The following is a 13,525-nucleotide window of genomic DNA, read 5'->3' as shown; positions in this document are numbered from 1 at the left end:
TGAGGGGTCCGGCTGGCGGTTTTCCGACATCAAGGTTACGGCCGGGCGGGGGTGGGGCGAGGCGGGGTGGCGGCGCCCGAGGAGCCGTCCGAGGTCCGGATACACGTGAGAGGGGCCCCGGATGCCGAACGGCATCCGGGGCCCCTCTCACGTGTGACGCCGGCTACGGCAGCTGGGCTGCGCGCGCCTCGCGGCGGTTGTGCCGGAAGGTGTTGACCCGGCGGGTGGTCGCGAACAGCGGGATGGTCGCGGCCAGGACGATCTGCAGGGCGCAGCCCGTCTGGAGCAGCAGCTGACCGCCCGGGGCGTCGAACGCCCATGCGGCCAGCAGACCCATCGCGCTGACGATCCAGCTCAGCATCGCCACGGCCAGCACGCCCCGCGGCTTGGGGTACTCGACCCGGCTCACCATCAGCCACGCCACCCCGATGATCGCCAGCAGGGTGGGCGGGAAGGGGAGCTCCAGCAGGACGATGGAGACGACCGTGAGGGCGCCGAAGGGGCTCGGCATGCCCTGGAACATGCCGTCCTTCATCGTCACGCAGCTGAATCTGGCGAGTCTGAGGACGACCGCGAGCAGCACCACGATCGCCGCCAGGGCCGACACCCGCTGGTGGGCGTCGTCCGCGACCATGCCGTACACGAGTACGAAGTAGGCCGGGGCGAGACCGAAGCTGATCAGGTCGGACAGGTTGTCCAGTTCCGCGCCCATCGGCGAGCTGCGCAGCTTGCGGGCCACGAGTCCGTCGAACAGGTCGAAGACCGCGGCGAGCAGCATCAGTATGACGGCGGTCGCGGCGCTGTGCCGGGCCATGCCCGTCTCGGCGCTGCCCTGGAGGTGCGGGATCAGGATTCCGGTGGTGGTGAAGTACACCGCCATGAACCCGCAGGTGGCGTTGCCGAGGGTGAGTGCGTCCGCTATCGACAGCCGCAGCGAGAGGGGCATCTCCTCGCCGTCGGCCTCTTCCTCCGCCGCCACCTCCGGGACCCACTCGGACCCGTCCGGGTCGGCCTTCGGTTTGGTGCGTGATTCGGGATCAGTCACGGTCAATGCGAGTCACCCCCGCGGTCGTGGCCTGACCGACCTCGACCGCGACCTCGACGCCCTCGGGGAGGTAGATGTCGACGCGCGAGCCGAAGCGGATCAGACCGATCCGTTCGCCCTGCTCCACCTTGGTGCCGGCCGGCAGGTAGGGAACGATCCGACGGGCGACCGCGCCGGCGATCTGGACCATCTCGATGTCGCCGAGCTCGGTGTCGAAGTGCCAGACAACGCGCTCGTTGTTCTCGCTCTCCTTGTTGAACGCCGGGACGAACCCGCCGGGGATGTGCTCCACGGACGTCACCGTGCCCGCCAGGGGCGCGCGGTTGACGTGGACGTTCAGCGGGCTCATGAAGATCGCGACCCGGGTGCGTCCGTCCTTCCACGGCATGATGCTCTGCACCACACCGTCGGCGGGCGAGATGACCCGGCCCTGGGCGATCTCTCGCTCGGGGTCGCGGAAGAACCACAGCATGCCCGCCGCGAGAGCGGTGGTGGGCACGGCCGCCGCGGCCCAGCGTCCGGACTTGCGGGCCCGGGTGAGGCTGAGCGCCGCGGTGGCGACGGTCGGCAGGAGCCACGGCGATGCTCCGCGCGCGAGGCGTACGCCGAAGAGGCTGTCGCGAGGTGCAGAGGTTTGGCTGTGGGGCATGGATGACCTTCGTAGCGGGTGATTGCCGCGCCGCAAACAGGGGGACGGGACGGCGGCTTTACTGGAATGCTATCGGTTGCGCACAACAACTGGGCAAGCCAGAAGCCGAGTCGAGTCCCGCCGGCCAGTGACTGGATGTGACCCTTTTCGCTCCCAAACGGGAGCGAATCAGGACATTCAGCTCTGGACCCGGTACTCCTCGAGCAGGCGTCGCCCAATGATCATTTTCTGGATCTCGGCGGTACCTTCACCGATGAGCAGCATCGGCGCCTCCCGGTAGAGCCGCTCGATCTCGTACTCCTTCGAGAACCCGTAACCGCCGTGGATGCGGAAGGCATCCTCCACCACCTCCTTGCAGTACTCGGAGGCGAGGTACTTCGCCATCCCTGCTTCGAGGTCGTTTCGTTCCCCGGAGTCCTTTTTGCGTGCTGCGTTGACCATCATGGCATGAGCGGCCTCGACCTTGGTAGCCATCTCGGCCAGCTTGAACTGGATGGCCTGGTGCTGGGCGATCGGCTTGCCGAAAGTGTGACGCTGCTGGGCATATCCGACACCCAGCTCGAAGGCACGCTGCGCGACGCCGCAGCCACGCGCCGCCACGTTGACGCGCCCGACCTCCACGCCGTCCATCATTTGGTAAAACCCTCGGCCGGTGACCCCGCCCAGGACGCGATTGGCCGGAATGCGCAGTCCGTCCATGATGAGCTCGGTCGTGTCGACGCCCTTGTAGCCCATCTTGTCGATCTTGCCGGGGATGGTCAGGCCCGGACGGACCTCGCCGAAGCCGGCCTCCTTCTCCACCAGGAAGGTCGTCATCGACTTGTGCGGGGCGGTGCCCTCCGGGTGTCCTTCGTCACTCCGGACCAGAACGGCCACCAGGGTGGACGAGCCGCCGTTCGTCAGCCACATCTTCTGACCGTTCAGGACGTACTCGTCGCCGTCCTTGACCGCCTTGGACGTGATCGCCGACACATCGGAGCCCAGCCCCGGCTCGGACATCGAGAACGCGCCCCGCACCTCGCCCAGCGCCATCCGGGGCAGGAAGTACTCCTTCTGCTCCTGGGTGCCGTGCTGCTTGAGCATGTACGCGACGATGAAGTGCGTGTTGATGATGCCGGAGACCGACATCCAGCCGCGGGCTATCTCCTCCACGCACAGCGCGTAGGTGAGCAGCGACTCACCCAGGCCGCCGTACTCCTCGGGGATCATCAGCCCGAAGAGGCCGAGCTCCTTGAGGCCGTCGACGATCGCTTGCGGGTACTCGTCGCGGTGCTCCAGCTCGGTCGCGACCGGGATGATCTCCTTGTCCACGAACTCGCGGACGGTCTTGAGGATCTCCTGCTGGACCTCGGTCAGGCCGGCGGTCTGGGCGAGTCGGGCCATGACTACTTCCCCTGTTCCTTGAGCTGGGGGCGGCCGGGCTGCTCGCCGCCGCGCTCCTTGATGTACGTCTCGGTCGGGACCATCACCTTGCGCCGGAAGACGCAGACCAGGGTGCCGTCCTGCTTGTAGCCCTTGGTCTCCACGTAGACGATCCCGCGGTCGTTCTTGGACTTCGACGGGGTCTTGTCCAGGACCGTGGTCTCGCCGTAGATCGTGTCGCCGTGGAAGGTCGGCGCCACGTGCCGCAGGGACTCGATCTCCAGGTTGGCGATGGCCTTCCCGGAGACGTCCGGCACGGACATGCCGAGCAGCAGCGAGTAGATGTAGTTGCCCACGACCACGTTCTTGCCGAAGTCCGTCGTGTTCTCGGCGTAGTTCGCGTCCATGTGGAGCGGGTGGTGGTTCATCGTGAGCAGACAGAAGAGATGATCGTCGTACTCGGTGACGGTCTTCCCGGGCCAGTGCTTGTAGACCGCCCCGACCTCGAACTCTTCGTACGTGCGTCCGAACTGCATGGGGTCAGGGCCTTTCTAGTTGTCGGGGGTCTCGAACTTCGACGTGCGCTGCATGCCGGCGGCCCGGCCCTTGCCCGCGATGACCAGGGCCATCTTGCGGCTGGCCTCGTCGATCATCTCGTCGCCGAGCATCGCCGAGCCCTTCTTGCCGCCCGCCTCGGACGTGCAGTAGTCGTACGCGTCCAGGATCAGCTCGGCGTGGTCGTAGTCCGCCTGGGAGGGGGAGAAGACCTCGTTGGCCGCCTCGACCTGGCCCGGGTGCAGCACCCACTTGCCGTCGAAGCCCAGCGCCGCGGCGCGGCCGGCGACCTCCCGGTAGCCGTCGACGTTCTTGATCTGCAGGTAGGGGCCGTCGATCGCCTGCAGGTTGTTCGCGCGGGCGGCCATCAGGATCTTCATCAGGATGTAGTGGTACGCGTCGGCCGGGTAGCCGGGCGGCTGCTCGCCCACGACCAGCGACTTCATGTTGATCGAGGCCATGAAGTCGGCCGGGCCGAAGATGATCGTCTCCACCCGCGGGGAGGCCTGCGCGATCGCGTTGACGTTGTTGAGGCCCTGCGCGTTCTCGATCTGCGCCTCGATGCCGATCTTGCCGACCTCGAAGCCCATCGTCTTCTCGATCTGGGTCAGCAGCAGGTCGAGCGCCACGACCTGCTCCGCGTTCTGCACCTTCGGCAGCATGATGCAGTCCAGGTTCTGGCCCGCACCCTCGACGACGGTCACCACGTCCCGGTAGGTCCAGTGGGTGGTCCAGTCGTTGACGCGCACCACACGGGTCTTGCCGGTCCAGTCGCCCTCGTTCAGGAACTTGACGATGGTGTGCCGGGCCTCCGGCTTGGCCAGCGGGGCGCAGGCGTCCTCCAGGTCCAGGAAGACCTGGTCGGCCGGCAGGCCCTGGGCCTTCTCCAGGAACCGCGGGTTGGAGCCCGGGACTGCGAGGCAGGAGCGGCGCGGCCGCAGCCGGTTCACGGGGCTGGCGGGCGTGGTCATGCGGGGACCTCCGTGCTGATGAGGGGGTTGAGCTTGTTGGCTTTGCGGATCTCGTCGACGATACGGCCGATGATCTCCGTGATACCGAAGTCCTTCGGGGTGAAGACGGCGGCCACACCGGCGGCCTTGAGTTCCTCGGCGTCGGCATTCGGAATGATGCCGCCGACGATGACGGGCAGGTCTCCCGCCCCCGCGGCACGGAGGCGGTCCAGCACGTCCGGCACCAGCGCGCCGTGCGAACCGGACAGGATGGACAGTCCCACGCAGTGCACGTCCTCGGCCAGCGCCGCCGACGAGATCTGCTCCGGAGTCAGCCGGATGCCCTGGTAGACCACCTCGAACCCGGCGTCGCGGGCCCGTACGGCGATCTGCTCGGCACCGTTGGAGTGCCCGTCCAGGCCCGGCTTGCCGACCAGCAGCCGCAACCGCCCGGCGCCCAGCTCCTCCGCGGTCCGGGCCACCTTCTCGCGGACCTCGGCCAGCGGGGTGCCCGGCTCGGCGGTCACCGCGACCGGGGCCGAGGAGACCCCGGTCGGCGCGCGGAACTCGCCGAACACCTCGCGCAGCGCGCTCGCCCACTCACCGGTGGTGACGCCCGCGCGGGCGCACTCCAGGGTGGCCTCCATGAGGTTCTCGGTCCCGGCCGCGGCCTCCTTCAGCCGGTCCAGGGCCTGCCGGGCGGTCGGGAAGACGAACGGGTCCCCGTTGCCCTGCCGGTCGGACGACTCGTGCCGCTCGGTCCGCCAGCGGCCGATGCGCTCGACGGTGAGCGCCTCCACCGCCCCGTCCACCGTCATGATGGCGCCGTCCAGGTCGGCGGTCAGCGGGTTCGGCTCGGTCTGCTGGAAGCAGTTGACGCCGACGATCTTGTCCTCGCCGGCCTCGATCCGGGCCCGCCGCTCGGCGTGCGAGGCGACCAGCTGCGACTTCAGGTAGCCGGACTCGACGGCCGCCATCGCCCCGCCCATCTCCTGGATCCGGTCGATCTCGGCCAGGCAGTCGGCGACCAGGGAGTCGACTTTGGCCTCGATGACGTGGGACCCGGCGAAGATGTCCTCGTACTCCAGCAGGTCGCTCTCGTGGGCGAGGACCTGCTGGATGCGCAGCGACCACTGCTGGTCCCAGGGCCGGGGCAGACCCAGCGCCTCGTTCCAGGCCGGCAGCTGCACCGCCCGCGCGCGGGCGTCCTTGGAGAGGGTGACGGCCAGCATCTCCAGGACGATCCGCTGGACGTTGTTCTCCGGCTGGGCCTCGGTGAGCCCGAGCGAGTTGACCTGGACGCCGTACCGGAAACGGCGCTGCTTGGCGTCCTGGATGCCGTACCGCTCCTGGGTCACCCGGTCCCAGATGCGGCCGAAGGCGCGCATCTTGCACATCTCCTCGACGAAGCGGACGCCCGCGTTCACGAAGAAGGAGATCCGGGCGACCACCTCGCCGAACCGCTCCTGCGGCACCTGCCCCGAATCGCGGACCGAGTCCAGCACCGCGATCGCGGTGGACATCGCGTACGAGATCTCCTGGACCGGAGTGGCCCCCGCCTCCTGCAGGTGGTAACTGCAGATGTTGATCGGGTTCCACTTCGGGATGTTGTTGACCGTGTACGCGATCATGTCCGTCGTCAGGCGGAGCGAGGGCCCCGGCGGGAAGACGTGCGTCCCGCGCGAGAGGTACTCCTTGACGATGTCGTTCTGGGTGGTGCCCTGGAGCTTGGAGATGTCCGCCCCCTGCTCCTCGGCGGCCACCTGGTAGAGCGCCAGCAGCCACATGGCGGTGGCGTTGATCGTCATCGAGGTGTTCATCTGCTCCAGGGGTATGTCCTGGAACAGCCGCCGCATGTCGCCCAGGTGGGAGACCGGGACCCCGACCCGGCCGACCTCGCCGCGGGCGAGGATGTGGTCGGGGTCGTAGCCGGTCTGCGTCGGCAGGTCGAACGCGACCGACAGGCCGGTCTGGCCCTTGGCGAGGTTGCGGCGGTACAGCTCGTTGGACGCCTCGGCCGTGGAGTGGCCGGCGTACGTCCGCATGAGCCACGGACGGTCCTTCTGGCGCTCTGTCATCTCAGGCGTTCCCTTTGGCCCTCAGACGTGTCTGACTGATCAGACGGGTCAGATGTTCCGGAAGCGGTTGATCGCGTCGATGTGCTTGGCGCGCATCTCGGGGTCGCGGACGCCCAGGCCCTCCTCGGGGGCCAGGCACAGCACGCCGACCTTGCCCTGGTGAGCGTTGCGGTGGACGTCGTGCGCGGCCTGCCCGGTCTCCTCCAGCGAGTAGACCTTCGACAGGGTGGGGTGGATCTTGCCCTTGGCGATCAGGCGGTTGGCCTCCCACGCCTCGCGGTAGTTCGCGAAGTGCGAGCCGATGATCCGCTTCAGCGACATCCACAGGTAGCGGTTGTCGTACTCGTGCATGTAGCCCGAGGTCGAGGCGCAGGTGGTGATGGTGCCGCCCTTGCGGGTGACGTAGACGGAGGCGCCGAAGGTCTCGCGGCCGGGGTGCTCGAAGACGATGTCGATGTCCTCGCCGCCGGTCAGCTCGCGGATCTTGGAGCCGAACCGCTTCCACTCGCGCGGGTCCTGGGTCCGCTCGTCCTTCCAGAACTTGTAGCCCTCGGCGTTCCGGTCGATGACCGCCTCGGCGCCCATCTTCCGGCAGATCTCGGCCTTCTCCGGGGAGGAGACCACGCAGATCGGGTTGGCGCCGCCGGCCAGGGCGAACTGGGTGGCGTACGAGCCGAGGCCGCCGCTGGCGCCCCAGATCAGGACGTTGTCGCCCTGCTTCATGCCGGCGCCGTTGCGGGAGACCAGCTGGCGGTAGGCGGTGGAGTTGACCAGGCCGGGGGAGGCGGCCTCCTCCCAGCTCAGGTGGGCCGGCTTCGGCATCAGCTGGTTGGACTTGACCAGTGCGATCTCCGCCAGGCCGCCGAAGTTGGTCTCGAAGCCCCAGATGCGCTGCTCGGGGTCGAGCATCGTGTCGTTGTGGCCGTCGGAGGACTCCAGCTCCACGGAGAGGCAGTGCGCGACGACCTCGTCGCCCGGCTTCCAGGAATTCACGCCCGGGCCGGTGCGCAGCACGACGCCGGCCAGGTCGGAGCCGATGATGTGGTACGGGAGGTCGTGGCGCTTGGTGAGCTCGCTGACCCGGCCGTAGCGCTCCAGGAAGCCGAAGGTGGACAGCGGCTCGAAGATCGAGGTCCACACGGAGTTGTAGTTGACCGAGGAGGCCATGACGGCCACCAGGGCTTCACCCGGGCCGAGTTCGGGGACCGGGACCTGGTCGAGGTGGAGGGACTTGCGGGGGTCCTTCTCACGGGTGGGGAGCCCGGCGAACATCTCCGTCTCGTCCTTGTGCACGGTGATCGCGCGGTACGAGTCGGGGAGCGGCAGGGCCGCGAAGTCGTCGGCCGTAGCGGCCTGCGACTGGATCGCGTCCAGGATGTCCTTCACGGTTTTGCCTCCTGCGAGCGCTGGATGAGGGTGCGCTGAGGGAATCGCGGTGCGGTGGAAGTGGTGGGTGTGCCGTCGGTTCGGCGTGTGCGTCATGCGGTGCTCGATGCGGTGCGTGGTGCGTTGCTCGATGCGGTGCGTGATGCGTGGTGTTGCTGTGGCGGCGCCTGTGGTGGGGCGCGGGAGGTGCCTGTGACGCAGGCGTCCGGGGCGCGTTCCTCACCGGGTAGGGCTGCGGACCGCGGGGACATCCGGACGACTTCAACGTATGGCACCGCGTGTCACTCGACAAGGCACCGCGTGCCAAAAGTTTCTCTCATTTGCCGATTGACCTGCGCAGATGAGCGATGATCGATCAGAGTTACCCGCGAGTAGGGGCAACCTGGACATACGACAGTGGCCGCCCCCCGGATCGGGGGGCGGCCACTGTGAAGGGTGTGACGAGCATCGCGTGATCGCGTCTCGAATACCGGGCGCCCGGCACTGATCGACCGCCGTTTCCGACCGGTCCTTGGCCGACCGGTCTCCTCTACCTGTTCTTCAGGGCGTCCTCGATGGTGCGCATCACCTCGGCGAGCGGGGCGTCGGTCCGCGCCACCGCCACCAGCACCTCGCCCTCGGTGCGCACGGCGGCCGGCTCCGGCGCCGGTTCCGGGGCGGTGACGGCCTGGGCCGCGCCCAGGGAACGGCCCGCGCCGATCCCGGTGCCGAAGGTCTTCCGGACGATCGCGAAGGCGTGGTCCAGCTGGGCCTCCACGTCCCCCTGGCCGCCGGCCCGCAGCCAGCGCCGCAGCACGTGGTTGTGGGCCGTGACCACGGCCGACGCCGCCACCTCGGCCAGCAGCGGGTCGTCGTTCCCGTCGTGGTGGTCCTGCTCGTCGAAATGCGCCAGCAGGTAGCGGGTGAACAGCCGCTCGTAACGGGCCACCGAGGCGATCTCGCGCTCCCGCAGCGCCGGCACCTCACGGGTCAGCCGGTACCGCTCCACCGACACCGCGGGTGAGGCGGCGTACATCTTCATGACTTCCTTGATCCCGCGGCACACGGTGTCGAGCGGGTGCTCGTGCGCCGGGGCGGCGTCCAGCACCGCCTCGGCCCGGATCAGGGTGTCGTCGTGGTCCGGGAAGATCGCCTCTTCCTTGGACCGGAAATGCCGGAAGAAGGTGCGCCGGGCCACCCCGGCGGTCGCGGCGATCTCGTCTACGGTCGTCGCCTCGTACCCCTTCGTCGCGAACAGCTCCATCGCCGCGGCGGCGAGCTCACGGCGCATCTTGAGCCGTTGTGCGGCGGCCCGGGAACCGGCGGCGCTCTCCGTGCCGTCGGAGGAGGCCGCGGCGGGGCGGGCGGGGGTCTTGGCGGGCTGGGACATAGTGCGAACGTACTGCATGCGCGCCGGAGAGCGCGCCTGAGGCCCGGAGGGGTCCACGGGATGGGATGGATGCGGGGGAGGGCCCGCACTGTGCTCGGGAGGGTTCCCGCGCCGTGAGGGTCCGGCGGGGCCGAGCAGCCCTCCCCACGCATCCGGCTCATGTGCCCGTGGGTGACCGCCGGCGTTACCGCCGGGCGTACTCACGGAATCCGCGACCGGTCTTCCGGCCCAGGCAGCCCGCCGCCACCAGATGCTCCAGCAGCGGGGAAGGAGCCAGACCGGGGTCGCGGAACTCCTTGTGGAGCACCTTCTCGATGGCCAGGGAGACGTCCAGGCCGACCACGTCGAGGAGCTCGAACGGCCCCATCGGGTAGCCACCGCCCAGCTTCATCGCGGCATCGATGTCCTCGACCGAGGCGTAGTGGGTCTCCACCATCTTGATCGCGTTGTTCAGGTACGGGAACAGCAGGGCGTTCACGATGAACCCGGCCCGGTCACCGCAGTCCACCGCGTGCTTGCGGACCTTGGCGCAGATCTCGCGGACCGTCGCGTGGACGTCGTCCGCGGTCAGCACCGTACGCACCACCTCGACCAGCTTCATCGCCGGCGCCGGGTTGAAGAAGTGCATGCCGATCACGTCCTGCGGACGCGAGGTCGCGCGGGCACAGGCGATCACCGGGAGGGAGGAGGTGGTCGTGGCCAGCACCGCGCCCGGCTTGCAGATCTTGTCCAGGGAGGCGAACAGCTCCTGCTTCACCGCCAGGTCCTCGGCGACCGCCTCGACCGCCAGGTCGACCTCGGCGAAGGCCTCCAGCGAACCGGCCGGGGTGATCCGCGCCAGCGTCGCGTCCGCGGCCTCCTGGGTCAGCCGGCCCTTGGCCACGGCCCGGCCCAGGGACTTCCCGATCGCCGCCTTCGCGGCCGCCGCCTTCTCGTCGCTCCGGGCCGCCAGCACCACCTCGTAGCCGGCCTGCGCGAAGACCTGCGCGATACCGCTCGCCATGGTGCCGGAGCCGGCCACGCCCACGGAGGAAACGGTGCGGCCCGCCGCCGTGGCGGCCCCCTCCAGCGGGGTGTGCGCGTCCCGCACCACCGTCCCGCTGCCCGGCTCCTCGTAGGAGTAGAAACCGCGCCCCGCCTTGCGGCCGGTCAGTCCGGCCTCGGTGAGGTGACCGAGGATCGGCGCCGGGGCGTGCAGCCGGTCGCCGGAGGCGGCGTACATGGCCTCCAGGACGGTGCGCGCGGTGTCCACGCCGATCAGGTCGAGCAGCGCCAGCGGTCCCATCGGCAGACCGCACCCGAGCCGCATGGCCGCGTCGATGTCCTCACGGGAGGCGTACTTCGACTCGTACATGGCCGCGGCCTGGTTGAGGTAGCCGAAGAGCAGGCCGTCGGCGACGAACCCGGGCCGGTCGCCGACCGCGACGGGCTCCTTGCCGAGGGCACGGGCCAGCGCGGTGACGGACTCGACGGCGGTCGGGGCGGTCAGCACCGAGGAGACGACCTCGACCAGCTTCATGGCCGGCGCGGGGTTGAAGAAGTGCAGGCCGAGCACCCGCTCCGGGTGCTGCGACTCGGCGGCCAGCCGGGTCACGGACAGCGCGTTGGTGCCGGTGGCCAGGATGGTGTCGGGCCGGACGATCGCGTCCAGCTCCCGGAACACCCGCTGCTTGAGCGCGTACTCCTCGGGAACCACCTCGATGACGAGATCGGCGTGCACGGCCGCCTGCAGGTCGGTGAAGGTACGCAGCCGGGCCAGGACGCTCTGCCGCTCCTGCTCGGTCAGCCGCTCCTTGGCGACGGACCGGGCAGTGGCGGCCTCGAGGGCGCCGGCGCAGGCGCGGCCGGCGGCCTCGCTGACGTCGATCCCGATCACTTCGTGACCGGCCCGGGTGAGGACCTCGGCGATACCGGTGCCCATGGTGCCGAGGCCGACGACGGCGACGGTCTGCAGGGCGGACTGGACGGACGGGGCGGAACTGGACGTGGACGGACGGTCCATCGCGGGACTCCAGTGAGGGTGAAAGGGGTGACGGCTGAGGGGCGCGGAGCACGGTGCAGACAAGCAGAGGTGCACGGGTGCGTGGCTGCGCGGGTGCGTGCGTGGTGGCTCTACGGGTGCGCGGACGCGGTGTCCGCGAACGTGGAGGTGCACGGATGTGCAGGGGCTGTACGCAGCACAGGGGTGCTCGAGTGAAATGCAATGCGCGGCGAGGCGCCCGCAAGAAGAAGGCGCCGAGCCGTGATTGCGGGATGCTCCGCGTGCATGCCGCGCGTCGCACAGCGCGGCGGAATGCGGATCACCGAACACGGCGAACTGATAGAGACGGCCAAGCCCTGTCCCGGGGCACCGGCCGCACAGCATGCCGAACCGACCAACACGAGCGGGGCTGCGTCACCAGGCCACGCCCGTAATCCGCCCCCCGAGCCACTGATATCGGGCTCGAGGACACGTTGATGCGAGATTAACCGGTGAGTAACTGCTTGGCCAGACCAGGGGAGATGTGATCTGCGCGATGGGGTCAATCGGCCGGGCCCGGGTGGGCCCGGGTGGGGCGGGGGTGGACCCCGCCCCCGTGAGATCAGACCCGGGCGATCAGCGCGTAGCGCTCATCGGTGACCGGACCGCCCCACAGCAGCCCGTTGTGGCCGAGCTGTTCGACACGCAGGTCCGCCACGAGGGGGCGAACGGCGTCCGCCAGGTCCTCGGCGGTCACACCGCCGTTCCAGGGCAGGGTTTCGGCTCCGTCCACGTAAGGGGTTTCCTGCCCGGCTTCCCGCCACCGCCCTTCGACGAGGACCAGCGCGCCCCCGGGGCGAAGCCGCGCGACCCATGCGCGCAGCGCGGCAACGGGGTCGGGCAGGGTCCACGCCAGGTGCCGGGAGAGGACCACGTCGAAGTTGTCCCCGCCGGTGGGCGGGTCTGCGGCGTCACCCACCAGGAACCGGCTCGGAAGCCCGGCGGCGGCCAGCTTGACCCGGGCGAGGTCGACCATCCTCGGGGCGAGGTCCACCCCGGTGACCCGGTGTCCGGCCTCCGCGAGCAGGAGGGACAGCGAGCCGGTGCCGCACCCCACGTCGAGGACGTCGGAGTGCCCCGCCGGCATCCAGGAGGACAGACACGCCCGCCACGCCCCACGGGTGGCCTCCTGACGCAGCCCGTGATCCGGCTCGTCGTCGAACCTTCCGGCCGCAGCGTCCCAGTACGTCCTGATCTCATCGGAGTCGGTCATGGTCTGGATCTTGGCAGCGGCCACTGACAACGGGCGGGGTCGGGGGTGTGCCGAGGCTCCGCCTGGGCGGTATCTGGGAGGTGCCCGGGGGCTGCCCGTCAGTCCCAGTGTCATTACGTGCCGCCCGCCGGCGTCAAGGGCGCTCCCGTTGGTCGCGTCGGCAAGCCGATGGCCCTTCGGGCCCCCCTTGACCCCGACGACCGTCACGCAACGACAAGGACTGTCGGGCGGCCCCCGGGGGATGGCATGGGAGGAGCCTTCGGATCCTGGCGCTCTGGCGTTGGCGGGCACGAGCAGCGGCTCGCGCCCGGCCAGCCGCCCTCCAGGCGGGCGCGGCGGTGAAGTGGATCAGATCTACGTAATCCAGGGCGGTCCGGGCGCCCCAAATCGCTACGCGCTCCTGTTGACCAGCGGATTCGGGCCGCCGAGGGCCGGACATAGGCCGCCAACGATCGCTACGCGCTCCGGTCTGTCGGCGGATCCGGGCCGCCGGGGGTTGAACATAGGCCGCCCACGATCTCCGCATCCTCCTGCGGGCATGGCGGCCGACAGGCCGTCCGTGGCAGAGACGATCGAAGAGGGGAAGGCGTCGGCGATTGCTCCATGCTGCTGCCGTCTTGTTGGCCGACAGGCCGGCCGGTGGGGTTGGTAGGGGCAGATGGGTGGCGGCATCGGCGACGTCGTGATCGTGCTTGATGTCGGCACATCGCTCCGAACGACGCGTCGGCCGCCGTCCCGGCGGGAGCACGTAGCGATCGCAGGCGCTTCACCCAGCCACCGGCGGCCCGCATCCGCCGTCCGTCCGGAGCGCGTAGCGATCGATGGCGGTCTATGTCCGGCCACCGGCGGCCCGCATCCGCTGAGAAAGAGGAGCGCGTAGCGATTTGGGGCGCCCGGA

General features: G+C 69.5%; 10 protein-coding genes. All 10 read right to left on the bottom strand.

All coding sequences use genetic code 11. The features are described from left to right. Positions 1–163: 163 nt before the first annotated feature. The gene (gene pssA, locus AC067U_RS02660) at positions 164–1,051 is read right to left on the bottom strand and encodes a CDP-diacylglycerol--serine O-phosphatidyltransferase (protein ID WP_478827761.1); all 888 of its coding nucleotides are present in this window, start codon (positions 1,049–1,051) and stop codon (positions 164–166) included. After that, entirely contained in the window at positions 1,038–1,694 is a 657-nt protein-coding gene (locus AC067U_RS02655; RefSeq protein ID WP_478827760.1) for a phosphatidylserine decarboxylase, read from the bottom strand. Before AC067U_RS02655 ends, pssA begins: the two co-directional genes overlap by 14 nt. A 177-nt stretch (positions 1,695–1,871) precedes the next feature. Continuing rightward, positions 1,872–3,077, bottom strand: a complete 1,206-nt coding sequence (locus AC067U_RS02650) for an acyl-CoA dehydrogenase family protein (RefSeq protein ID WP_478827759.1) — start codon at positions 3,075–3,077, stop codon at positions 1,872–1,874. A gap of 2 nt (positions 3,078–3,079) precedes the next feature. Continuing rightward, on the bottom strand, positions 3,080–3,592 hold the full coding sequence (locus AC067U_RS02645; RefSeq protein WP_136212900.1) for a MaoC family dehydratase: 513 nt from the start codon (positions 3,590–3,592) through the stop codon (positions 3,080–3,082). Between the two features lie 15 nt (positions 3,593–3,607). After that, positions 3,608–4,582, bottom strand: a complete 975-nt coding sequence (locus tag AC067U_RS02640; protein WP_478827758.1) for an HpcH/HpaI aldolase/citrate lyase family protein — start codon at positions 4,580–4,582, stop codon at positions 3,608–3,610. Continuing rightward, complete coding sequence (locus tag AC067U_RS02635; RefSeq protein WP_478827757.1) at positions 4,579–6,639, bottom strand: protein meaA; 2,061 nt, start codon at positions 6,637–6,639, stop codon at positions 4,579–4,581. The genes AC067U_RS02640 and AC067U_RS02635 overlap by 4 nt, the downstream gene beginning before the upstream one ends. 48 nt (positions 6,640–6,687) lie before the next feature. Continuing rightward, entirely contained in the window at positions 6,688–8,025 is a 1,338-nt protein-coding gene (gene ccrA / locus AC067U_RS02630) for a crotonyl-CoA carboxylase/reductase (protein WP_478827756.1), read from the bottom strand. A 529-nt stretch (positions 8,026–8,554) separates the two neighbouring features. Next, on the bottom strand, positions 8,555–9,394 hold the full coding sequence (locus tag AC067U_RS02625; RefSeq protein WP_478827755.1) for a TetR family transcriptional regulator: 840 nt from the start codon (positions 9,392–9,394) through the stop codon (positions 8,555–8,557). Between the two features lie 184 nt (positions 9,395–9,578). Beyond that, entirely contained in the window at positions 9,579–11,396 is a 1,818-nt protein-coding gene (locus AC067U_RS02620; protein ID WP_478827754.1) for a 3-hydroxyacyl-CoA dehydrogenase family protein, read from the bottom strand. A 580-nt stretch (positions 11,397–11,976) separates the two neighbouring features. Further along, positions 11,977–12,627 carry a class I SAM-dependent methyltransferase gene (locus AC067U_RS02615; RefSeq protein WP_478827753.1) on the bottom strand — a complete coding sequence of 217 codons (651 nt, stop codon included), beginning with the start codon at positions 12,625–12,627 and terminating at the stop codon, positions 11,977–11,979. Between the last annotated feature and the right edge of the window lie 898 nt (positions 12,628–13,525).

The sequence above is a fragment of the Streptomyces sp. NPDC043853 genome (assembly GCF_056436025.1).
Note: the sequence above shows the minus strand (reverse complement) of the source record. Positions and strands in the feature narration are given on the sequence as shown.

Bases quoted from the DNA above. Each gene is read 5' to 3' on its own strand.
- AC067U_RS02635 (WP_478827757.1), bottom strand. From the start codon at position 6,639: ATGACAGAGCGCCAGAAGGACCGTCCGTGGCTCATGCGGACGTACGCC.
- AC067U_RS02650 (WP_478827759.1), bottom strand. From the start codon at position 3,077: ATGGCCCGACTCGCCCAGACCGCCGGCCTGACCGAGGTCCAGCAGGAG.
- AC067U_RS02620 (WP_478827754.1), bottom strand. From the start codon at position 11,396: ATGGACCGTCCGTCCACGTCCAGTTCCGCCCCGTCCGTCCAGTCCGCC.
- AC067U_RS02625 (WP_478827755.1), bottom strand. From the start codon at position 9,394: ATGTCCCAGCCCGCCAAGACCCCCGCCCGCCCCGCCGCGGCCTCCTCC.
- AC067U_RS02615 (WP_478827753.1), bottom strand. From the start codon at position 12,627: ATGACCGACTCCGATGAGATCAGGACGTACTGGGACGCTGCGGCCGGA.
- AC067U_RS02655 (WP_478827760.1), bottom strand. From the start codon at position 1,694: ATGCCCCACAGCCAAACCTCTGCACCTCGCGACAGCCTCTTCGGCGTA.
- AC067U_RS02645 (WP_136212900.1), bottom strand. From the start codon at position 3,592: ATGCAGTTCGGACGCACGTACGAAGAGTTCGAGGTCGGGGCGGTCTAC.
- AC067U_RS02640 (WP_478827758.1), bottom strand. From the start codon at position 4,582: ATGACCACGCCCGCCAGCCCCGTGAACCGGCTGCGGCCGCGCCGCTCC.